Below are 21,052 nucleotides of genomic sequence, written 5' to 3' on the forward strand. Positions count from 1 at the left end.
CTGCGGAGTGCTCGGCCACACTGGTTGTTGCAACTTTGGCAACCGATTGCCAGTCTGTGTCGACATCATGCCATCGCCATGGCATGGCTGCGGCCCGAGTGTCCGACATCGGGCTCGGCACAGCTCGGCAGAGTTGAAGGGAGGCAGCCGGTGGCATCACGACGAAGTGCGCCAGAACCGGTGGCCAACGCGGGTCGCCCCACGCGCGCGCCGACGATCCACGACGTCGCCGCGGCGTGCGGCGTCGCGGCTTCGACGGTCTCGCGTGCGTTCTCGCGGCCCGAACGGGTGAACGCCGCGACCCGCGCCCGTGTCCTGGAGATCGCCGAGCAGATGGGCTATCGCCCGAGCCCGATCGCGCGAGCCCTCCCCTCCGGGCGTACGACCACGCTGGGCCTGCTGATCCCCGACGTCACGAACCCGTTCTTCTTCAACCTCATCCGCGGCGCCGAACGGCAGGCCGCGGCGGCCGGCTACACGATCGTGCTCGCCGACACCGACGAGTCCGCCGAGGTCGAGGCGACGCTGGTCGACCGGTTGTTCCGCGCTGTCGACGGGTTCGTCCTCGCCTCGTCGCGGCTCTCGGACCGCCAGCTCCGTGCCGCGCACGCGAGGGGGCCGCTGATCCTCGTCAACCGCCGGGTCTCACCCGTACCCGGCGTGGTGATCGACAGCACCCACGGGCTGCGCCGCGCGACCGAGCACCTGGTGTCGCTCGGCCACCGCAAGATCGTCTACCTCGGCGGACCCCGTGCCTCCTGGTCCGACGCCAGCCGATGGCGAGCGCTGCAGTCGGCGTGCCGCCGGCTGGACGTCGATCTGGTACGCATCGGCCCGCTCTCCCCGACCGTCGAGGCCGGGGTCGCCGCGGCGGACGCGGTGCTGCTCGAGGAGGCGACGGCGGTCGTCACGTTCAACGACCTGCTGGCGATCGGGGTGATACGGCGCCTGCACGCGCGGGGCATCTCGGTGCCCGGGGACATCAGCGTGCTCGGCAACGACGACATCTTCGGCGCGGACTTCTGTCATCCACCGTTGACGACCCTCGCCGCGCCGATCGAGACGGCTGGCCGGGCGGCGGTCGACCTCCTCCTCGCCGCCCTGGCCGGCGACTCGGCGGAGTCGCGCCGACAGGTGATTCTTCCGACCAGGTTGACGATTCGCGATTCGACCGGGCCGGCGCCGGCCTCCAGCGACGCGCGCCGGCACACCCGCACACCCAGCGCAGAAAGGACGGGATGAGCGAGATCACGCTCCATCCAGACCGGCTGTTCCCGACCGACCCCTCGATCCGATCGGTGGCACGGAGCCTCTACCAGGAGGTGGCCGACCTGCCGATCGTGTCGCCACACGGGCACGTCGATCCCGCGCTCCTGGTGGACGACGAGCCGTTCCCCGATCCGGCCAACCTGTTGGTCGTCCCCGACCACTATGTGACCCGCCTGCTGCACGCGCACGGAGTCTCGTTCGACCGGCTCGGGGTGCCGCCGGGCAGTGCGAACGGCGCCGACCCGCGCGCGATCTGGCGGACGTTCTGCGAACACTGGTGGGCGTTCCGCGGCACCCCGTCGCGGTACTGGCTGGAGGCCGAGCTCGTCGAGGTCTTCGGCATCCGCACCCCGCCCTCGGCGGAGAACGCGGACATCCTGTACGACCAGCTCGCGGCGCGGCTCGCGAGCGACGACTGCCGGCCGCGTGCGCTGTTCGAGCGGTTCGGCATCGAGGTGCTCGCGACGACCGACGATCCGTGCGACGACCTGTCGCCGCATCGCGCGCTCGCGGAGGACGCGGACTTCAAGGGGCGGGTGATCCCGACGTTCCGTCCCGATGCGTACCTCAACCCGATGCGTGCCGACTGGGCTGACCGGATCGCCAAGCTGGGTGAGGTTTCCGGCCAGGACACGTCCTCGTACGCCGGATACATCGCGGCGCTGGAGCAGCGTCGTGCGTACTTCAAGGCGAACGGTGGAACGGCGACCGACCACGGCGCCGACGACGCGGGGAGCGAGTCGCTGTCAGAGGCCGACGCGACGCGGATCTTCGCCGCCACGTTGGCGGGGACCGCCGCCGGCGAGGAGCAGGTGGCGTTCCGGCGGCACATGCTGAGCGAGATGGCACGGATGGCGTGCGACGACGGGCTCGTCATGCAGCTGCACCCGTGCGTGCTGCGCGACCACCACACGTCGACGTTCGAGACTTTCGGCCGCGACGTCGGCGGCGACCTGCCGGTGGCGGCGGAGTACACCCGCGCGCTCCGGCCGTTGCTCAACCGGTACGGGACACACCCGAACTTCCGGATCGTGCTGTTCACGACCGACGAGGACGTGTTCGGTCGGGAGATCGCGCCGCTGGCGGGGTTCTACCCGTCGGTGTTCGTCGGTGCTCCATGGTGGTTCACCGACACCCCCGACGCGATCATCCGGTTCCGCGAGGCGGTGACGGACACGGCGGGCTTCCACAAGACCGCGGGCTTCGTGGACGACACGCGGGCGTACTGCTCGATCCCGGCGCGGCACGACATGGCGCGGCGACTGGACTGCTCGTACCTCGCGCGGCTCGTCACCGAGCACCGGCTGCCCGAGGACGAGGCGCTGGACACGGCGCGCGATCTCGCGTACCGGTTGCCGGCCGAAACTTTCAGGGTGGCTTAGATGGCTCCGCTCGTCCGTTCCACACCCGCGTTGCCGGTACGGCATGTGCATCTCGGGCTCGGTGCGTTCCACCGGGCGCACCAGGCCTGGTACACGCATGTCGCCGGCGACGCGGGGATCGCGGCGTTCACCGGGCGGCGACCCGACGCGGCGGTGCCGTTGGCGGCGCAGGACGGGCTCTATCACCTGCTGGTGCGGTCGGCTTCGGGCGACCGCGCCGAGTTGGTGACGTCGTTGTCGGGCGCGTACGACGGGGCTGACCTGTCCGCGTGGACGGAGGCGGTGGCGTCGCCGTCGGTCGGGGTGCTCACGTTGACGGTGACCGAGGCGGCCTACCGGCGTTCGCCGTCCGGGTCGCTCGACCTGTCCGATCCGTCGGTCGCGGCCGATGTGGCATCGATCCCAGGCGGCGTCGCGCAGACCGTGCCGGGGCGGTTGGTGCTGGCACTCGCCTCGCGCCGGGCATCGGACGCCGGGCCGATCGCGGTGGTGCCGTGCGACAACCTGCTGGACAACGGGCCGACGGTTGCGTCCGTGGTGGTCGCTCTTGCGGGCGCGGTGTCGGCGTCGCTGGCGGAGTGGATCTCGTCGAACGTGTCGTTCGTGTCGACCACGATCGACCGGATCACGCCGGCGACGACCGCTTCGGACATTGCCGAGGTCGCGTCGCTGACGGGGTTCGCCGACGCGGCGCCGGTGGTGACGGAGCCGTTCACCGAGTGGGTGCTGGCGGGCGCGTTCCCGTCCGGCCGGCCGGCTTGGGAGGTGGGTGGTGCTCGGTTCGTCGACGACGTGACTCCGTTCGAGCAGCGCAAGCTGTGGTTGCTGAACGGGTCACACTCACTGCTCGCGTACGCGGCTCCGCTGCGAGGTCACGCGACGGTGGCGTCGGCGGTGGCGGATCCGGTGTGCCGGGAGTGGGTGGAGTCCTGGTTCGAGCTCGCGTCGGTGTTCCTGCCGTTCTCCTCCCCCGACCTGGCGCCCTATCGGGCGTCGCTGCTGGAGCGGTACGAGAACCCGCGAATCCGGCACAACCTGTCGCAGATCGCGATGGACGGCTCGCTGAAGCTCCCGATCCGGGTCCTACCAGTGGTGACCCAGGCCCGCGCCGCAGGCGTGATGCCGCTGGCCGGCGCGGTGGCGTTGGCCGGCTGGATCGCCCACCTCCGCCGGGGTGTGGACGTCCGCGATCCCCGCGCGTCGGAGCTGATCCCCCTGGCCCAGGCCGACGACGAGACCGCGGTCCGTTCATTGCTCGGAGTGTTGGACGCGGCGCTGGCGGAGGACAAGGAGCTCATCAGCGTGATCGTCGAGACCCTCCGCGACCTCACCCGCTGATCGCCTTTGAATGAAGGGCACCTTCATTCAATAGGTTCGAGTGAAGGTGCCCTTCATTCAACCCGCGTTGGTCACGAGTCAGCGGGCAGCACCGTGAACGCATCGCCCCACAGCGGCCGGATGATGCGGAAGTCGCGCTCGTCGAGGGTCAGGATCCTGGTGGTGCGGTGGCGCGCGGCGAGCACGACATTCGCCGCGTCGGCGAGGCCGATGTTGTGGTCGCGATAGCGCTCGATGAGCTGGATCGCCTGCCTGTACTCCGTCAGCGTCAGGTCCTCGACGTCGTATGCGCCCGCTTCGACATCACGAAGCAGCACGAGTTCGCCGTCGACACCCGTACGGGTGCGGAGAAGGTAGTCGAGCTCCGTGAGGACGTAGGGACTCACGACGAGCTGCTCGTCCTCGATGGCTGCCGCGACCTTCTCGTGGTCGGGCTGCTTCTCGACGTACAGCGCGTAGAGACCGCTGGTGTCACAGACGATCAACGGATGCCGAAGCCTTCGGCGAAGGCCTCATCCATCTCCTCGACTGTGAGCGCTGGCCCAGCAACCTGACCGACGCTGGGCCTCGGTCGCGCGGAAGCGACCCCGAGCAGCCGCTCGAGCGCGGTGCGGATGAGCTCCGCCTCCGTGGTGTGAGTGCGTTGGGCCTCGCGCCCGAGGGCAGCCTTCAGCTCCTCGGGCAGGTAGACGGTCGTCTTCGTCATGACGCCGATACTACCCGCCCGAGTGCCATACGTGCCATACGTACGGCGGCGTCCACAGCCGCACCCATTTCCCTACCCGAAACGGGGTTTACAACGTGGCAGAAGGCCACGAAAACCCCATTCTGAGTAGGGAAGTCGCATCCAGGTGTGGACGAGGCGGCGGTCAGAACGAGGTGGTGAGGTCCAGGGCTTGGCCGGAGCGGGACGACTCGGACACCTTGATCATGATCTCCAGCGCGTGCCGGGCGTGCTCGGCCGACAGGACCGGCTTCACGTTCGACCGGACGCAGTCGACGAGGTGGTCGACGAGGATGCCGCGGCCGAGGTTGCTCCACCAGGTCTGGCGCGCCCGCAGGTGCGACCAGCCGCCGGGGGCGGCCCAGCCGTCGACGCCGGGCATGACGTCGGTCCGGAAGACCTCCAGCGGGTCCGTGCTGCCGTGCGGCAGCACGTTCAGCACCCCGCGCCGGCCGAAGATCTCCAGCTTCGGGCTCTTCGACGCCAGCACGTTGAACGACCCGTCCACGACCGCGAACGTCGACTGGCCGAAGTCGAGCATGAACAGGTTGTTGTCGTCCGCCGTGACCTCCATCTCCAGGCCGGAGAACGGTCCCGGGCCGCGGACGTGCCGCGTCGGCTCGGTGATGCCGGAGAACGCCACGACCCGCTTCGCCGGCCCGAGGAGCCCGGTGATCTCGTGGATCCCGTACACGCCCATGTCCAACAACGGACCCGAGCCCTGCTGGTAGAACCACGACGGGTCCATCGGCCAACCGTGGATCGAGCCGCCCGGGCCGCCGTGGGACGACCGGACCCGCGCGAACGCGACCTTGCCGACCATGCCCTCGGCCAGCAGCCGCTGCGCCTCCTGGTACACGGGGTCGATCATGTCCGGCGGCGACGACACGATCGTCACGCCGTTCGACGCGGCCGTCTCGATGATCGCGTCCGCCTCGTCCATCGTGGCGGCGAGCGGCTTCTCGGTCGCGAGGTGCTTGCCGGCCTGAACGATCTTCAACGACGTCTCGCCGTGGTACGTGATCGGCGTCACGTTCACCACCGCGTCGAGCTCGGCCTTGTCGAGCAGCTCCTCCAGCGTCGCGTACGCCGCGGGGATGTTGAAGTCCTTCGCCGCCTGCTGGGCACGCTCCAGCACCGGGTCCGCGATCGCGACCACCTCGACCTTGTCGGCGATGTGGTGCAGGTTCGGCAGGATGCCGTACCCGACCGTCGCGATCATGCCCGCGCCGAGCATGCCGACGCGCATGGGCCGGTTGCCCTCTTCCGTCATCGAAGAGCCCTCCGTCACAATATTCGAAACGTTGCTTCTTAAACCCTCATCGTTGCGGGTCTTGCGAGCACACGATGGCAGGTGTCCAGTGCCGGTCACGTCGGCACCCGGCACCGAGCCGCCATGATCGGATGGAGCCTATGTCTGACCCACTACGTGTCGCGATCATCGGTCTTGACCACTGGTACACCGCGATCCCCCTGGCCGAGTCGTTCGCCGCCCATCCCGAGGTCGAGCTCGTCGGCATCGCCGACCTCGACCCCGCTCGAGCCCAGGAGGTGGCCGGCAAGGTCGGCGTGGAACGCGTCACCACCACCGGCGAGGAGTTCCTCACCGACCCGAACGTCGACGTGATCGCCGCGTACCGCAGCACCGAGCACAACCCCTCCATCTGCGTCGCGGCGGCCGAGAACGGCAAGCACATCCTGTCCATCAAGCCGATGGCGAACACGCTCGAGGAAGCCACCACGATCCTGAACGCCGTCCGCACGGCCGGCGTCCGCTTCGTCGGCTCCGAGACCCGTTCGCGCGCTTCGGCGAACCACACCCAGCTCCACACCTGGCTGAAGGAAGGCAAGTTCGGCCAGCTGATCAACGCCAGCTTCGCGATGTGGACCGGCAGCCTGCCGCGCGGGTGGCCGGACGCCACCGACCCGGGCTGGTTCACCGCCGCGGGCCGCGCTCCTGGTGGCGGCTGGATCGACCACTCGATCTACCAGATCGACCAGATGCGCTGGATGCTCGGCGCGGAGGTCGCGAAGGTGAGCGGGTTCGCTGCCAACTACAAGCACCCCAAGCTCCCGTTCGAGGACTACGGCCACGCGATCGTGGAATTCGAGAACGGTGTCGTCGCGACGATCGAGGACACCTGGACCGGGCCGGGCGTGGGACGTACGTACTGGAGCATCGTCGGCACCGAGGGCGCCGCCTCGTTCGACAGCATCACCGGCAAGCTCTCCCTCGCCGGCGCGGCGTCGGAGCTCGACGGGTGGGTCCAGGCCAACCCGCGGAACATGTGGGGTGACGACACCGACGAGCTGGTGAAGGCGTTCCGCGGCGAGGACACGGTGCTGGGTGGCGTCGAGGACTCGTGGCGCAACTTCGCCGCCTGCCGCGCGTTCTACGACGCCGCGGAGTCGGGTACGGCGGTAGCGCCGGCGGAGCTCCCCTCCGCATGAGCTCACGATCCGTCCTACGGTGAGCGGCTGGCTCCAACGGCGGCCGCTCACCGTCATCAAGTCGAACTACGTCACGATCTACGCCGTGGACGGCGCGCTGTTGCCGTTCATGTCGTTGTTCCTCGCGACCGAGCACGGGCTGTCCGCGGCGGAGATCGGGATCGTGTTCGCCGTCGCCGGCGCCGCGGCGGTGCTGTCGCCGTCGCCGGTCACGTTCCTGGCCGACGCGTACTTCCGCGCCGACCGGCTGCTGCTCGCGCTGCTCCTGCTGTCCGCGGTGATCCTCGTGGGGTTGACGTTCAGCAGCGGCTTCGTGTGGATTCTCGTGCTGTACCTGGCGTTCAACGTCGTTCGCGAACCCGTTCGCCCGTTGCTGGACGGTGTGTTCTTCGCGACCCAGCGCGCCGTGCCGGGGATCGCGCAGGTGAGCTATCACAAGGTGCGGATCTGGGGCACGTTCGGCTTCATGGTGCCCGGCGTCCTGCTGTTCTTCCTGCTCGACCAGCAGGGGTCGATGGGCCGTTTGCCCTTGCTGGCAGCGGGATTGGCGATCGTCGGGCTGGTCGTCACGTTCTGGCTCCCGGCGACCGAGCCGGCGCACGAACGAGGCGAGGGTCTGCTCACCTCGATGCGTACGCTCGGCCGCGCGGCCGGTGAGCTGCTGAAGCGGCCGGACACGGCGTGGTTCATGGTCGCGATGTTCCTGCTGCAGGTGTCGATCGCGGCGTACTCGACGTACTACCCGCTGCTCGCGACCGAGGAGGCGGGGATCCCGGCGCGCTGGCTGGGGCTGGTCGTCAACCTCGGCGTGCTGATCGAGCTCGCGTACATGGCGGCGTTCGGCGTGCTGGTGAAGTGGCTCGGCTGGCGCTGGCTGATGGTCGTCGGCTGCGCGGTGGGCGCCCTGCGGCTGGTGCTGCTGGCGGCGGTGCCGACCGCGGGCGTCGTGGTCGGTACGCAGATCGTGCACGGCGCGGTGATCGTCTGCTCGATGGTCGCGGCGCGGGTGATCCTGGACCGGCGCGCGCCCGACAAGATCCGGCACACCACGCAGGGGCTGTACTCGATGCTGGTGATGGGATCCGGCCGCATCGTGGGCAGCCTGTTCGGCGGCCTCGGCTCGGACCACCTCGGCCCGATCTTCTGGGCCGCCGCCGGCGCCTCCGGTCTCGCGGCACTGATCCTCGCGCTGTCCCTGCGCGGGGAGGACGAGGCCGCGAAGGCGGCGCTGGCGGAGAGCGAACGAGGCGGTTAGGGCCTGCTGGGTAGCCAGCGCAGGCAGGCGATGCTGAGGCCGGAGGCGATGGTGGCGAGGCCGGCGATCAGGATGAGGGCGTCGTAGCCGAGGGCCGCCGCGAGCAGGGCGCCGCCGAGGGGAGCGAGGGCTCGGGAGAGCGAGACCGGGGTGCCGAGCGTGCCGGCGATCGTTCCGTACCCGGGCGTGCCGTACCGGTCGATCAGGATCGCCGGGATCGCGATCGCGGAGATGCCGAAGCCGAACCCGAAGAGCACGATGCACGCCGCCGCGCCGGCGGTCGAGCGGCCGGCGACGGGCAGCAGGGCGGTCGCGACGCCCTGGACGGCGAACACGCCGGCGGTGATCGCGGCGATCGACCAGCGCTTCATCGCCAGCGTGGTGAGCACGCGTCCGGTGACCGACAGCAAGCCGAGCAGGCCGGCGAGCGTGGCGGCGACGGTCGCGGCGTGCCCGAGTCGGGTGAGGTACGTGACCAGGTAGACGGCCAGCACCGACTGGCCGGCGTTCTGCAGGACGAACGCGACCACGAGCAGCCAGAAGCCGGCGTCGGACAGGACGCGTTTCGGCGAGGACGCCTTGTGGTGCCGGTCGGTGCGCGGCGCGCGGGTACGGCGCAGCGCGATCGCGTGCAGCGGAACGCTGAGGCCGGCGACGATCGCGGCGAGCACCAGCAGCGCGTCGCGCCAGCCGAACTCCTCGATGAGCAGGCCGGTGAGCGGGATGAAGATCGTGCTCGCGAGCCCGCCGACGAGCGTGATCGTGAGCAGCGCGTTCGCCCGCCGCTCGGGCGCGGTGATCGCGACGACCACCGCGAACGCCGGGTGGTACAGCAGCATCGCGGACGCGAGGCCGACGAGCGCGAACGCGCCGTACAGCTGGGCCACGTTCTGCACCTGCGACCAGGCGAGAACGGCGACCGCGCCGAGGACCGCCCCCCCCCCCCCCCCCCCCCCCCCCCGGTCATCAGCCCGTGTCCGCCGCGGCTGTCGAGCCAGCGCCCGACCGGGATCGACATGACCGCGGTGACGAGGATCGCGAGCGTCAGCGCGCCCGCCGCGACCGTGGTGGAGATGCGGAGCTCGGCCGCCATCGGGTCGAGGATCGGCGCGAAGGCGTAGTAGAGAACGCCGTACCCGATCGTGGTCGTCACCGCCAGCGCGGCGATCACGTCACGCCGCACCGGCTTCGGTTCCGATCCCTCCGTCAAGCCTCCATGATCTCAGTCCTCCGTGGGAGGCGGTGGGGTGCGGTCGACCTGGTAACCGTTCTTCCAGATCCTCGCGACGTTGCGGAGGTCGTCGATGTCGCGCGTCGGGTCGCCGTCGACGAGGAGCAGGTCGGCCTTGCGGCCAAGCGCCAGGCGGCCGCGGTCCCCCAGGCCGAACAGCCTTGCCGGCGTGGACGTTCCGGCCGCGAGCGCCTCGACCGGGGAGAGACCGGCGCCGACCAGGAGGGCGAGCTCGGCGATCATGCTCGCGCCGGACGCGGTGCCCGGCATCAGCGCGTCGGTGCCGGCGGCGATGGGTACGCCGGCGCGGTGCAGCTTGCCCACGTTCGCCTGGGCGTCGACGAGCCAGCCACCGTTGCAGCGCGGGTTGCGCTGCAACAACGTGTCGTACTGGGTCTCGGAGAGGTACGGCGCGACCCGTTCGTCGGCCATCAGCGAGTCCGCGCCGGCGCCGCAGTCGTACACCGACAGCGTCGGGACCATGAACGTGCGGTTCCGGCGGAACTGCCGCACCCAGGTGTCGTCGATCTGCTGGTCGGAGATCGCGTGCACGATCCCGTCGACGCCCACGTCGAGCGCCGTGCTCGCGTCGCCGGTCCACTCCGCGTGCGCGACCGCCATCCGGCGGTGCCGGTGGGCGGCGGTGACGACGGCCTTCGCCTGCTCCGGCGTGAGCGTCTTGAAGTCGGCGCGGCGCTCCAGGACGACCTTGATGTAGTCCGAGCCCTCGCGTACCCGCGCGGCGACGAACGCGTACGGGTCGTCGTCGGGGGTGAGGCGCGGGATGTCCTGGGCCCGCGGGTGACCGCCGGGAACGGTGACGCCGATGCCCGCCGACCACAGGTCCGCGCGCTCGAGCTTCCTGGTCGAACGGCGGTCGCGCCTCGCCTCGGCGAGCACGGACGGGTCGCCGAACATGTCGAGCTCAGTCGTCACACCGAAGCGCAGGGCGTCGCGGCCGGCCTCGTCGTAGGAGTGGACGTGGGAGTCGATCAGCCCGGGCAGCACGGTCCTGCCGGCGCCTTCGTACACGTGCGTCCCGTTCGGCAACCGGCACCTGCCGACGCCGGCGATGCGACCGCCGACGACGTGGACGGTGCCGCGCTCGATCACGCGACGGCCGTCGAAGACGCGGACGTCGGTGATCGCGAACGTGTTCCGCCTCGGCCTGGCCCACGCGTCCCTCGCGCTCGCGGCGAGCGGCAGTGCCGCGGTGGGCAGCATCGCGAGCACGTGCCTGCGGGACAGCTGTCTCATCTCAATCCCCTCGTGAGGCGCCAGTACTGGCGCTTGTTCCAGTCGCGGACGACGACGCCGAGCTTGGCGAGCTCGGTGCGGATCTCGCTCGCGTACGACTTGTCCCCGTGGTCGACCGCGCGTTCTCTCGCTCGGAGCAGCGCATTGGCGCCGGCGGGGATGTCCTCCGTATCCTCGATCCACATACGGAAGTCGTCTTCGTACGGATCCCCTTCACGCCAAGGGAATCTGTGCCCGGTGAACGCCTCTGTCAACCTCGCCTTGTCAAGGTCCACCGCCTCGCGGACGAGTTCGTCGCCCTTCGTGCCGAGCAGCACGAGGTGCTTGGCGTCGAGGAACACCGCGCCGACCGCGGCCCGCGCGAATGTACGTCCCTCACCTGCGCGGGAGATCGCCACGTCGGCGTCGGTGACGGTCAGCTTGGCGAGATCCCAGGCTATGAGTACCGCGAGGACGACTCCGGCCAGGCCGCCGACGATCGGCAGGCCGATCGAGGTGTACGGCTCGGGAATCCGTTCCAGCGCCTCGAACGGGCCCTGGAACGGCGCCCAGGGCAGCGACACCACCCAGCCGGCGATCGCCTTCAGCCCGATGCCCGCGCCAACACCGAGCGCGGCGAGGCCGACGAAGCCCACGGGATAGATCCAGGTGGGTTGGGACACGACGGTCTTGCTCATGTCGTCCACGCTAGGAACATGGGGGGTGGGCCGGCATCGTCCGTCGGCATTGATCGCGTTGACCAAAGTATTGGGGCTGGGCGACATTCGTCGCGGGTGCGGCGGACGCGGGTAGGTTTCCCCACATGACCGAGACCGTGCCGTCGCGCCGCCGCCGCGGTTGGCGTGACTGGGCCACGGACTTCGGCCTGTTCGCGCTCGCGGCGGCGTACGGCGTGGTCTGGTTGGGCATCCTCGAGGAGGAGGGCGTCCCCGAGTCGGTCCTGTTCTTCGAGCAGATCCTCGGGATCGTGGGCCTGGCAGCGATCTGGTTCCGCCGTCGTTGGCCGGTCGGCATCGCGATCGCGCTGATCCCGTTGTCGTCGATCGGCGACGTGATCGACGGCGCGCAGCTGGTCGCGTTGTTCACGGTGGCGCTCTATCGGCCTGTCAAGACGACCTTGCTGGTGGCCGGTGCGAGCATGGCGGGGTTCGCGACGTTCCTCGTCGTCTACAGCTTCGTCGGGCCGCAGCCGGACGAACCGCTCGGTGTGGTGGTGGCGTTCAACGCGGTGCTGACGTTCGGCGTCGTGGGGTGGGGGCTGTTCATCCGGCATCGGCGGCAGCTCGTTCTGACGTTGGAGGAACGTGCCGTACGGGCCGAGGCGGAGGCGAAGCTGCGGGCGGAGCAGTCGCAGGCCCGGGCGCGCGAGGACATCGCGCGGGAGATGCACGACGTTCTCGGGCACCGGCTGTCGCTGTTGAGCGTGCACGCGGGGGCTCTGGAGTTCCGGCCCGATGCGCCGCCGGCGGAGATCGCCAAGGCGGCTGGGGTGATCCGGGCGAGCGCACACCAGGCGTTGCAGGACCTGCGCGAGGTGATCGGCGTACTGCGGGCGCCGGTGGCGGGTGAGCTGCCGACGCCGACGTTGGCGGACGTGCACCGGCTGGTGACGGAGGCTTCGCAGTCGGGGTCGGTGGTCGAGCTGCGTTCATCGGTGTCGGGGACGGTGCCGGACGGGCTGGGGCGGACGGCGTACCGGATCGTTCAAGAGGGGTTGACGAACGCGCGGAAGCACGCACCGCTTGCGCCGGTGACCATCCTGCTCTCCGGGTCGCCGGGGACGGGATTGTCGGTGGAGGTGCAGAACCCGGCTGCTGAGGCGTCCGCGCCGGGCGCCGGGTCGGGGCAGGGATTGCTCGGACTGGCCGAGCGTGCGGCGCTGGCCGCGGGGCGGCTGGAGTACGGGCCGACCGCCGATGGCGGGTTCCGGCTCGCGGGCTGGCTACCCTGGCCGGCATGACAGGGGCTGCCGAGACGGTCACGCGCGTACTGATCGTCGACGACGACCCGTTGCTGCGTGCCGGGCTGACGATGATGCTCGGCGGCGCGCCCGACCTGCTCGTCGTGGGTGAGGCCGGCGACGGCTCGGAGGTACTGCCGCTCGTCGCGTCGCTGTCGCCCGACGTGGTGCTGATGGACATCCGGATGCCGACGATGGACGGGCTGGCGGCGACGGAGACGCTGCGTGCGCGGCCCTCGGCGCCCGAGGTGATCGTCCTGACCACGTTCGACGCGGACGAACACGTCCTGCGGGCGCTGCGGGCGGGGGCTTCCGGCTTCGTACTGAAGGACACGCCGCCCGCGGAGATCGTCGAGGCGGTCCGCCGGGTGGCGGCTGGGCAGCCCGTCCTGTCGCCGGCCGTGACCGCGCGGTTGATCGCGCGGGTCGCCTCGTCGCCGGCCGACGCGCGACGCGCCGAGGCCCGGAGCAGACTTTCCGGGTTGAACCCGCGCGAACGCGAGATCGCCGTCGCGGTGGGTCAGGGCAAGGCGAACGCCGAGATCTCCGCCGAGCTGTACCTGTCGGTGCCGACGGTGAAAACGCACATCTCGCGCATTCTGGCCAAGTTGGAGCTGAACAACCGCGTTCAGATCGCCCTCCTCGCCCACGACGCCGGCCTGCTCGACGCGGAGCTGGAGGGCTGATGCGTAGGCCTGGATCGGCACTGAAGCCGATACGTTTAGCGACAGGCCGCGCCGAAACGTCCGGTTCTCCTTCATCGAGGGCTGCCTGTCTGCCACCCTAGGTCACACCCAACGCAGGGGATGGGGCCAGGCGCGACACTCCGTCAGCTTGCGTAGGAGAGGCTCGGCACGCTGGACTACGCCAACACCGGGCGGGACCGGCAAGCCGCCAGTGCGAGTGAGAGTCAGGAGGACGGACGTCGTGAGTGCGACCGCAGGCGAGGCCGCAGGCCAGTCTGGGCCGGCCGAGCGGCTGGGATTTCAGCAGGGCCAGGTGGTGCAGGAGATTGGCTGGGACGAGGACTCCGATGAGGAGCTCCGCCAGTCGATCGAGGAGATCACCGGGAACGAACTGGTCGACGACGACTATGGCGAGGTCGTCGACGCGGTCGTGTTGTGGTGGCGTGACGAGGACGGCGATCTGGTCGACGCGTTGATCGGCACCACGACGTACCTCACCGGCGACGGCGGCGTGATCTGGCTGCTGACGCCCAAGGTCGGCCGCGATGGCCACGTCGACCCGAGCGACATCGCTGAGGCTGCGCCCACCGCTGGGCTTTCGACCACCTCGAGTGTGCCGGTGGCGCCGGAATGGTCCGGTACGCGGCTGGCACTGCCCCGGGCCCGGCGCGATCCGAAGCGGTAGTGCCCGGTCTGGCGGTCGGATCGACCGCGCCGGACTTCACCCTTCGTGACCAGCACGGCGGCGAGGTCTCATTGGCCTCGCTTCTGGACGAACGACCAGTGGTCGTCGTCTTCTATCCGTTCGCCTTCACGGGCGTCTGCACCCGGGAGCTGCACGCCCTGCGGGACTCGCTGCCGTCTCTGTCGGCGGCGGCGTCGCTGGTGGCGGTGTCGTGCGACTCGATGTTCGCGCTGCGGGTGTTCGGGGACGCTGAGGGCCTTCGGTTTCCGTTGCTGTCGGACTTCTGGCCGCACGGTGCGGTTGCGCGCGCTTTCGGGGTCTTCGACGCCGAACGCGGCTGCGCACTGCGGGGGACGTTCGTGCTCGATCGCGCGGGCGTGGTGCGCTGGCAGGTGGTGAACGCCTTGGCCGACGCCCGCTCGATCTCCGAGCTGCTGGCCGCGTTGGGATCGGTCGAGGGCTGACCTGTACGATTGCGCCTCGGACCGAACGTCTGGTCCACCTCCCCGGGGCCGTAGCTCAGTGGTAGAGCATCGCGTTTACACCGCGAGTGTCGGCGGTTCGATACCGTCCGGCCCCACCGTTGCTTATGGTGACCGCTCGCACGCGGCGGCCGCGGGCGGCCTTCGCGGCTTCGGGTCACAGTGCTCGGTGGCGGCGGGTGGCCCTGCGGCGACCGGGGCGGCCTTCGGCCAGACGAGTCGTCCTCGGCCCCCGGAAGCCGCCACCACCGAGCGTGGTGGCTGACGGAGGGCACCCGCACGCGGCGGAGTGGGTGCTCCGCCTCGTCATCTCGTCCGCCATTGTCCGGTCGCGGCGGAGCGAGTAAAGGGCGCCGCGGCGGCTTCGCAGACGGGGCAGCGTCGCTTCGCGACCGCTGCGCGGCCCTTGACTAGCTCCGCCGCGACCGGAAATGCGCATGGACGAGATCGACGTGGCGCCTGATCGACTCCCTGCCAGGTCCCCGCGCCTGTCACTCCCCGTCGACCAGCTCGCGCCAACTCTCGCCGCGCCCCATCCCCTTCGCCACCACTCCCACTGCTTCGATGAAGGGCACCTTCATCCAATAGGTTTGGATGAAGGTGCCCTTCATCCAAAGCACTCCCCTCCCTGGCGGCCGAGCTGCCCCCGACGTTTCGAATGAGGGACGCCCTCTATCGAATAGATCGCTACAGGGGCGCCCTCATTCGAAACGCTCAGCGGCTCAGGCGCCTGCCAACGACGCCTGGCGCTGGGCGGTCAGGATCTCGAGCAACGCAGTGGTGGCCGGCGGGTCGGGTGGGTCGCCGTAGGTTGCGGCGTAGATCTTCCGCGGGGTGTCGGGCAGCAGGGTGGCGTGGATGCCGGGCGCCTCGTGGGCCTGTAGGGCCAGTCCGTTCAGGATCGCCACGCCCAGCCCCGCGGACACCAGGGCTTGGGACACCACCGTGTCGTCGCAGAAGAACGCGAACCGCGGCGAGAAGCCGGCCGGCTCGCACGCCGTGACGGTGGCGGCTCGGCAGTGCTCGCAGCCGCCCACCCAGGCGGAGTCGCGGTGGTCCTCCAGTCGCTGGTCCGGTGCGTTGCTGACCAGGTACAGCGGGTCGTCCAGCAGGTGCGTGAGCCGAAACCCCTCCTCCTCCAGCGGCGCGCCCGTGTGGCTGAAGATCAGCGCCACGTCCACCTTGCCGGCACGGAGCAGGTCCAAGCCCACCGCGGGGTGCGCGTCGACGAGGTTCAGCTCGATGCCCGGATACAGCTGGGACAGCTCCGTGGCCGCCTTCGGCACCAGCGTGCTGAGGACGGTCTGAAAGCCCGCCAGCCGTACGCGTCCCGCCCGCAGCCCCACCCGCGCCGCCAGCTCGACGGCGGCCGCGTCCAACCGACCCAGGATCTCGGTCGCCCGCTGCGCCAGCAGCTCCCCCTCGGGAGTCAGCCGGATCCCGCGCCCCACCCGCTGAACGAGCTTCGCCCCGGTCGCGACCTCCAGGCGACCGAGATGGTGACTCACCGATGGCTGGGAGTAATGCAGCTCTTTCGCCGCTTCTGTCACCGATCCATGGCGGGCAACCGCGTCCAGCACCTTCAAGCGAGTCACGTTGAGCACAGATCAAGTTTATCTATGAAAACCGTTCCGATTTGGCATTGGACGACATCACAGGGCGCGGCCATGATCGGAAGGTTCGACGCCCTCCGAGGAAAAGAGCTCCAACGCCATGTCGCTCGCACGCGTCCACAACTTCGCCATCTCCCTCGACGGCTTCGGCACCGGCTTCGGGCAGAGCAAGGAGCTCCACTTCGGCCATGCCGGCGACCGGCTGCACCAGTGGATGTTCGGCACCCAGTCCTGGCAGCGGACGAGCGGCAGTCGCGGGGTCGACAACGTCTTCGTACGCGACACCGACGTCAAGATCGGCGCGGAGATCATGGGCGCCGGCAAGTGGGGTCACCCCGGGTGGGAGGACGACCCCGACTGGAAGGGCGCGTGGGGGCCCAACCCGCCGTTCCACACCCCGGTCTTCGTCCTCACCCGCCACCAGCGCGAGCCGATCGAGATGGAGGGCGGCACGACGTTCCACTTCCTCGACACGACGCCCGCCGAGGCGCTCGAGACCGCCCGCAAGGCGGCCGACGGCAAGGACGTACGCATCGGCGGCGGAGCCACAGTGATCCGCGCGTTCCTCGCCGCCGGGCTCATCGACCACATGCACCTCGTGGTGGTCCCGATCCTGCTCGGGCGGGGCGTACGCCTGTGGGGCGAGGACATCGAGGGCATCGAGAAGGACTACGTGATCGAGTCGACACCCTCGCCCAGCGGCGTCACCCACGTGACTTTCACGCGCAAGGCCTAGCCAGCGAGGAACGAGAGCCGCACTCCGCGCTCGGGGTTGTCGACGTTCGTGTCCACCAGGCACACCCGCTGCCAGGTCCCGAGCTCCAGCCGCCCGCCCAGCACCGGCAACGTCGCGTACGGGGCGACGAACGCCGGCAGCACGTGGTCGCGGCCGTGCCCGGGCGACCCGTGCCGGTGCGACCAGCCGAACGACGGCGGCAGCACATCGCGCAACACCGCCAGCAGATCGGAGTCCGACCCCGCGCCCGTCTCGATGATCGCCACCCCCGCCGTCGCGTGCGGGACGAAGACGTGCAGCAGCCCGTCGCCACCCGAAGCGGCGCCAGCGAGGAACCGTTCGCACTCCCCGGTGAGATCCACGACACGTTCGCTCGAACCCGTTCGGACCGACACCAGTGAGCTACGCATGACCGCCGAGGCTAGCGAGCGTCGGGTCGGCGTCGTCGACCCCCACCGCATAGGGTGGGTGCCGCCCTCGCCCGCGCTCCGCACACGGACGTGACGTTGTCGCGCCGACGGGAGAGTATGGGAGCGAGAGAGAACGACGAGAAAGAGGGACCGCCGTGGCTTCCGGAGCAGAGCGTAGGCCCATCATCACAGATGGTCTCCCCACCCAGCTCCCAGACATCGATCCTGACGAGACCCGTGAGTGGATCGAATCGCTTGATGCCGTCCTCGACGAGCGCGGACAGGAACGTGCGCGCTACCTGATGCTGCGGCTGCTCGAGCGCGCCCGGGAGAAGCAGGTCGGCGTGCCCGCGTTGCGGAGCACCGACTACCTGAACACGATCCCGCCCGACAAGGAACCCTGGTTCCCCGGCGACGAGTACGTCGAGCGCCGCATCCGCGCGTACATCCGCTGGAACGCCGCGATCATGGTCTCGCGCGCCAACCGCAAGGGCCTGGAGGTCGGCGGCCACATCGCCACGTACCAGTCCGCGGCGAGCCTGTACGAGGTCGGCTACAACCACTTCTTCCGCGGCAAGGACCACCCCGGCGGCGGCGACGCGGTCTTCTTCCAGGGCCACGCCTCCCCCGGCATCTACGCCCGCGCGTTCCTCGAGGACCGGCTCACCGAGGACCACCTGAACGCGTTCCGCCAGGAGGTCTCGCACGGCCTCGGCGGCGGCCTGTCGAGCTACCCGCACCCGCGGCTGATGCCGAACTTCTGGGAGTTCCCCACGGTGTCGATGGGGCTCACCGCGGTCGACTCGATCTACCAGGCTCGGTTCAACCGCTACCTGCAGAACCGCGGCATCAAGGACACGTCCGACCAGCACGTGTGGGCGTTCCTCGGCGACGGTGAGATGAGCGAGGTCGAGTCGCTCGGCGCGATCGGTGTCGCCGCGCGCGAGGAGCTCGACAACCTCACGTTCATCGTCAACTGCAACCTGCAGCAGCTCGACGGCCCGGTCCGCGGCAACGGCAAGATCATCCAGGAGCTCGAGTCGTTCTTCCGCGGCGCGGGCTGGAACGTGATCAAGGTGATCTGGGGTCGCGACTGGGACCCGCTGCTCGCCCAGGACGTCGACGGCGTGCTCGTGAACAAGATGAACACGACGCCGGACGGCCAGTTCCAGACGTACTCCGTCGAGACCGGCGCGTACATCCGGGAGAACTTCTTCGGCGCCGACCCGCGGCTGCGCAAGATGGTCGAGGGGCTCACCGACGACGACCTGCGCAAGCTGTCGCGCGGCGGGCACGACTATCGCAAGGTGTACGCGGCGTTCAAGTCCGCGCGTGAGCACGTCGGTCAGCCGACCGTCATCCTCGCCCACACGATCAAGGGCTGGACGATCGAGTCGCTGGAGGGCCGCAACGCGACCCACCAGATGAAGAAGCTGACCAAGGACGACGTCAAGCGCTTCCGCGACCGGCTCTACCTCCCGATCTCCGACAAGGCGATCGACGAGAACGACCTGCCGCCGTACTACCACCCGGGCGCGGACTCCGACGAGATCGCGTACATGCGCGAACGTCGCCGTCAGCTCGGCGGGTTCCTGCCGGAGCGGCGAGTACGCCCGAAGATGCTCAAGCTGCCGGGCGACCCCGCGTACTCCGAGCTCAAACGCGGGTCGGGCAAGCAGAAGGTCGCGACGACGATGGCCTTCGTCCGGCTGCTCAAGGACCTGATGAAGGACCCCGAGATCGGGCCGCGGTTCGTGCCGATCGCGCCGGACGAGTTCCGTACGTTCGGCATGGACTCGATGTTCCCGACGGCCAAGATCTACGACCCGTTCGGGCAGACGTACGAGGGTGTCGACCGCAAGCTGCTGCTGTCGTACAAGCAGTCGGAGAAGGGCCAGCTGCTGCACGAGGGCATCTCCGAGGCCGGCGCGATGGGCTCGGTGCTGGCGGCGGGCACGTCGTACGCGACGCACGGCGAGCCGATGATCCCGGTCTACATCTTCTACTCGATGTTCGGGTTCCAGCGGACCGGCGACTTCATGTGGGCGTACGGCGACCAGCTGGGGCGCGGGTTCCTGATCGGCGCGACGGCAGGCCGGACGACGTTGACCGGTGAGGGCCTGCAGCACGCGGACGGGCACTCGCAGCTGCTCGCGTCGACCAACCCGGCGGCGGTGTCGTACGACCCGGCGTTCGGTTTCGAGGTCGCGCACATCGTCAAGGACGCCTTGCAGCGGATGTACGGGGCGACCGAGGAACACCCGCACGGCGAGGACATCTTCTACTACCTGACGGTCTACAACGAGCCGATCTCGCAGCCGGTCGAGCCGGAGAACGTCGATGTGGACGGGATCCTGCACGGCATCCACCTGTACGCGCCGTTCGACGGCGAAGCGGACGAGCGGACGCCGCGGGCACAGCTGCTCGCCTCGGGCGTGGGCATGCCGTGGGCGCTGGACGCGCAGCGGCTGCTGTACGAGGAGTGGGGCGTGGCGGCCGACGTGTGGTCGGTGACGTCGTGGAACGAGCTGCGGCGCGACGCGGTCAACGCCGAGCGCTGGAACCTCCTGCACCCGGACGAGGACCAGCAGGTCCCGTACATCACCGCGAAGCTGACCGGCACGCCCGGCCCGGTGGTCACGGTGTCGGACTGGATGCGGGCGGTGCCGGACCAGATCGCGCGCTGGGTTCCGAACGACTACACGTCGCTGGGCACGGACGGCTGGGGCTTAGCGGACACCCGGCCCGCGGCACGCCGGTACTTCAACGTCGACGCCCCATCCGTCGTCGTCGGCACGTTGGCGGCACTGGCCCGCCGGGGCGAGGTGAAGGCGGAGACGGTCGCCGAAGCGGTGAAGCGCTACCAGATCGACGACCCGACGGCGGTCCGCGACGTCGCCCAAGAAGGCGGCGACGCCTGAGCATCGCCCGAACAAGCTGAGACCGGCTCCCACTCGTCTTCGAGTGGGAGCCGGTCCGCGTCTGGCGAGTGATCATGTCCGTGATCATGAAGGGAAACCGGCGCATGGCACGGGTTTGGCTTCATGATCACGTACATGATCACCGGGTTCTACGGCCGGCGGGGGCCGCAGGGAGTGATCTTGCCGTACTGCTTCTCGGGTTGGTCACCCGTCCAGGTGAACGTGGCGACGGAGCGCACCTCGGTGTTGGGCCCGCACGTGTACACGCTGGTGTCGGCGCCGTCCCACTCGTCCCGCCAGCCGTCGCCAAGGTCCTGGTTCCACTTGACGTTCGCCCACGCGCCGCCGTTCACCCGTCGCTGCATGTGGAGGTACTCGACCTTGACCTTGAAGTCTTCGCCGCCGTCGCGGTCGGTGATGGTCGCGCGCGCGATGACGTTGTGCCCACCTTGCGGCACGATCTTGGTGCAGGTGACGACCGCCCAGCCGTCGCAGACCTTGCCCACCACCGCGGCCGAGGCGCTGCCGGCGCTCAGTCCGACCAAGCCAGTCCCCAGCGTGAGCGCGGCCATGGCCGTACCCACCACCTTCTTCCAACCGAACTTCACCATCGTTGTCCCTCCACTAGACGAGGCCCCCGAACGTCGGCGAG

The 21,052-nt window shown here is 69.7% G+C and carries 20 protein-coding genes and 1 tRNA gene; 12 read left to right on the forward strand and 9 right to left on the reverse strand.

Annotated elements, in window-relative coordinates:
* Window positions 1-150: 150 nt before the first annotated feature.
* Genes JOD67_RS27570 through JOD67_RS27580 form a run of 3 tightly spaced genes read left to right on the forward strand, consistent with a single transcriptional unit; the run spans window position 151 to window position 3,989 of the window.
* Complete coding sequence (locus tag JOD67_RS27570) at window positions 151-1,242, forward strand: LacI family DNA-binding transcriptional regulator (protein WP_307782569.1); 1,092 nt, start codon at window positions 151-153, stop codon at window positions 1,240-1,242.
* Entirely contained in the window at window positions 1,239-2,651 is a 1,413-nt protein-coding gene (uxaC, locus tag JOD67_RS27575; RefSeq protein WP_205120616.1) for a glucuronate isomerase, read from the forward strand. Before JOD67_RS27570 ends, uxaC begins: the two co-directional genes overlap by 4 nt.
* Window positions 2,652-3,989: a mannitol dehydrogenase family protein gene (locus tag JOD67_RS27580; protein WP_205120617.1), complete on the forward strand. Its 1,338-nt coding sequence runs from the start codon at window positions 2,652-2,654 to the stop codon at window positions 3,987-3,989.
* A 71-nt stretch (window positions 3,990-4,060) separates the two neighbouring features.
* Here JOD67_RS27580 and JOD67_RS27585 read toward each other — a convergent pair whose 3' ends face one another.
* The 3 genes from JOD67_RS27585 to JOD67_RS27595 all read right to left on the reverse strand — a co-directional run bounded on the left by JOD67_RS27585 (window position 4,061) and on the right by JOD67_RS27595 (window position 5,986).
* Complete coding sequence (locus JOD67_RS27585) at window positions 4,061-4,474, reverse strand: PIN domain-containing protein (RefSeq protein ID WP_239554078.1); 414 nt, start codon at window positions 4,472-4,474, stop codon at window positions 4,061-4,063.
* Complete coding sequence (locus JOD67_RS27590; RefSeq protein ID WP_205120618.1) at window positions 4,471-4,695, reverse strand: ribbon-helix-helix domain-containing protein; 225 nt, start codon at window positions 4,693-4,695, stop codon at window positions 4,471-4,473. The genes JOD67_RS27585 and JOD67_RS27590 overlap by 4 nt, the downstream gene beginning before the upstream one ends.
* A gap of 163 nt (window positions 4,696-4,858) precedes the next feature.
* Window positions 4,859-5,986 carry a Gfo/Idh/MocA family protein gene (locus JOD67_RS27595; RefSeq protein WP_205120619.1) on the reverse strand — a complete coding sequence of 376 codons (1,128 nt, stop codon included), beginning with the start codon at window positions 5,984-5,986 and terminating at the stop codon, window positions 4,859-4,861.
* Window positions 5,987-6,126: 140 nt separating this feature from the next.
* On the opposite strand from JOD67_RS27595, the gene JOD67_RS27600 reads away from it, so the two are divergent.
* Window positions 6,127-7,164, forward strand: a complete 1,038-nt coding sequence (locus JOD67_RS27600; RefSeq protein ID WP_205120620.1) for a Gfo/Idh/MocA family protein — start codon at window positions 6,127-6,129, stop codon at window positions 7,162-7,164.
* A 19-nt stretch (window positions 7,165-7,183) separates the two neighbouring features.
* The gene (locus JOD67_RS27605) at window positions 7,184-8,419 is read left to right on the forward strand and encodes an MFS transporter (RefSeq protein WP_205120621.1); all 1,236 of its coding nucleotides are present in this window, start codon (window positions 7,184-7,186) and stop codon (window positions 8,417-8,419) included.
* Here JOD67_RS27605 and JOD67_RS27610 read toward each other — a convergent pair.
* The 3 genes from JOD67_RS27610 to JOD67_RS27620 form a co-directional block, all read right to left on the reverse strand.
* Window positions 8,416-9,417: an MFS transporter gene (locus JOD67_RS27610; protein WP_372442370.1), complete on the reverse strand. Its 1,002-nt coding sequence runs from the start codon at window positions 9,415-9,417 to the stop codon at window positions 8,416-8,418. The two genes, JOD67_RS27605 and JOD67_RS27610, sit on opposite strands and share 4 nt — an antisense overlap.
* A 224-nt stretch (window positions 9,418-9,641) precedes the next feature.
* On the reverse strand, window positions 9,642-10,907 hold the full coding sequence (locus JOD67_RS27615) for an amidohydrolase family protein (protein ID WP_205120622.1): 1,266 nt from the start codon (window positions 10,905-10,907) through the stop codon (window positions 9,642-9,644).
* On the reverse strand, window positions 10,904-11,584 hold the full coding sequence (locus JOD67_RS27620; protein WP_205120623.1) for a YqeB family protein: 681 nt from the start codon (window positions 11,582-11,584) through the stop codon (window positions 10,904-10,906). The genes JOD67_RS27615 and JOD67_RS27620 overlap by 4 nt, the downstream gene beginning before the upstream one ends.
* A 125-nt stretch (window positions 11,585-11,709) precedes the next feature.
* On the opposite strand from JOD67_RS27620, the gene JOD67_RS27625 reads away from it, so the two are divergent.
* The 5 genes from JOD67_RS27625 (at window position 11,710) to JOD67_RS27645 (ending at window position 14,818) form a co-directional block, all read left to right on the forward strand.
* Entirely contained in the window at window positions 11,710-12,867 is a 1,158-nt protein-coding gene (locus JOD67_RS27625) for a sensor histidine kinase (RefSeq protein ID WP_205120624.1), read from the forward strand.
* Window positions 12,864-13,553, forward strand: a complete 690-nt coding sequence (locus JOD67_RS27630; protein ID WP_205120625.1) for a response regulator — start codon at window positions 12,864-12,866, stop codon at window positions 13,551-13,553. Before JOD67_RS27625 ends, JOD67_RS27630 begins: the two co-directional genes overlap by 4 nt.
* A 241-nt stretch (window positions 13,554-13,794) precedes the next feature.
* Window positions 13,795-14,238, forward strand: coding sequence for a DUF3052 domain-containing protein (locus JOD67_RS27635; RefSeq protein ID WP_205120626.1), 444 nt, complete (start codon window positions 13,795-13,797; stop codon window positions 14,236-14,238).
* A complete protein-coding gene (locus JOD67_RS27640; RefSeq protein WP_307782571.1) occupies window positions 14,238-14,702 on the forward strand; it encodes a peroxiredoxin in 465 nt (154 codons plus the stop codon). Before JOD67_RS27635 ends, JOD67_RS27640 begins: the two co-directional genes overlap by 1 nt.
* 44 nt (window positions 14,703-14,746) lie before the next feature.
* A tRNA-Val gene (locus tag JOD67_RS27645) sits at window positions 14,747-14,818 on the forward strand.
* Between the two features lie 624 nt (window positions 14,819-15,442).
* Here the strand turns inward: JOD67_RS27645 and JOD67_RS27650 are convergent.
* Complete coding sequence (locus tag JOD67_RS27650) at window positions 15,443-16,324, reverse strand: LysR family transcriptional regulator (RefSeq protein WP_205120628.1); 882 nt, start codon at window positions 16,322-16,324, stop codon at window positions 15,443-15,445.
* A 109-nt stretch (window positions 16,325-16,433) separates the two neighbouring features.
* Here JOD67_RS27650 and JOD67_RS27655 point away from each other — a divergent pair, with 109 nt between their 5' ends.
* Window positions 16,434-17,069: a dihydrofolate reductase family protein gene (locus JOD67_RS27655; RefSeq protein WP_205120629.1), complete on the forward strand. Its 636-nt coding sequence runs from the start codon at window positions 16,434-16,436 to the stop codon at window positions 17,067-17,069.
* Here the strand turns inward: JOD67_RS27655 and JOD67_RS27660 are convergent.
* A complete protein-coding gene (locus JOD67_RS27660; RefSeq protein WP_205120630.1) occupies window positions 17,066-17,479 on the reverse strand; it encodes a YjbQ family protein in 414 nt (137 codons plus the stop codon). The genes JOD67_RS27655 and JOD67_RS27660 overlap by 4 nt on opposite strands.
* A 155-nt stretch (window positions 17,480-17,634) precedes the next feature.
* Here JOD67_RS27660 and aceE point away from each other — a divergent pair, with 155 nt between their 5' ends.
* On the forward strand, window positions 17,635-20,400 hold the full coding sequence (gene aceE, locus JOD67_RS27665) for a pyruvate dehydrogenase (acetyl-transferring), homodimeric type (RefSeq protein ID WP_205120631.1): 2,766 nt from the start codon (window positions 17,635-17,637) through the stop codon (window positions 20,398-20,400).
* 149 nt (window positions 20,401-20,549) lie between these two features.
* Here the strand turns inward: aceE and JOD67_RS27670 are convergent, their stop codons facing one another.
* Window positions 20,550-21,011, reverse strand: a complete 462-nt coding sequence (locus JOD67_RS27670; RefSeq protein ID WP_205120632.1) for a hypothetical protein — start codon at window positions 21,009-21,011, stop codon at window positions 20,550-20,552.
* Window positions 21,012-21,052: the final 41 nt, after the last annotated feature.

The organism is Tenggerimyces flavus (assembly GCF_016907715.1).
Lineage (GTDB): Bacteria > Actinomycetota > Actinomycetes > Propionibacteriales > Actinopolymorphaceae > Tenggerimyces > Tenggerimyces flavus.

Excerpts from the sequence above, each read along its gene's own strand:
- uxaC (WP_205120616.1), top strand. The coding sequence starts at position 1,239 with ATGAGCGAGATCACGCTCCATCCAGACCGGCTGTTCCCGACCGACCCC.
- JOD67_RS27580 (WP_205120617.1), top strand. The coding sequence starts at position 2,652 with ATGGCTCCGCTCGTCCGTTCCACACCCGCGTTGCCGGTACGGCATGTG.
- JOD67_RS27590 (WP_205120618.1), bottom strand. The coding sequence starts at position 4,695 with ATGACGAAGACGACCGTCTACCTGCCCGAGGAGCTGAAGGCTGCCCTC.
- JOD67_RS27595 (WP_205120619.1), bottom strand. The coding sequence starts at position 5,986 with ATGACGGAAGAGGGCAACCGGCCCATGCGCGTCGGCATGCTCGGCGCG.
- JOD67_RS27600 (WP_205120620.1), top strand. The coding sequence starts at position 6,127 with ATGTCTGACCCACTACGTGTCGCGATCATCGGTCTTGACCACTGGTAC.
- JOD67_RS27615 (WP_205120622.1), bottom strand. The coding sequence starts at position 10,907 with ATGAGACAGCTGTCCCGCAGGCACGTGCTCGCGATGCTGCCCACCGCG.
- JOD67_RS27620 (WP_205120623.1), bottom strand. The coding sequence starts at position 11,584 with ATGAGCAAGACCGTCGTGTCCCAACCCACCTGGATCTATCCCGTGGGC.
- JOD67_RS27625 (WP_205120624.1), top strand. The coding sequence starts at position 11,710 with ATGACCGAGACCGTGCCGTCGCGCCGCCGCCGCGGTTGGCGTGACTGG.
- JOD67_RS27630 (WP_205120625.1), top strand. The coding sequence starts at position 12,864 with ATGACAGGGGCTGCCGAGACGGTCACGCGCGTACTGATCGTCGACGAC.
- JOD67_RS27655 (WP_205120629.1), top strand. The coding sequence starts at position 16,434 with ATGTCGCTCGCACGCGTCCACAACTTCGCCATCTCCCTCGACGGCTTC.
- JOD67_RS27660 (WP_205120630.1), bottom strand. The coding sequence starts at position 17,479 with ATGCGTAGCTCACTGGTGTCGGTCCGAACGGGTTCGAGCGAACGTGTC.
- JOD67_RS27670 (WP_205120632.1), bottom strand. The coding sequence starts at position 21,011 with ATGGTGAAGTTCGGTTGGAAGAAGGTGGTGGGTACGGCCATGGCCGCG.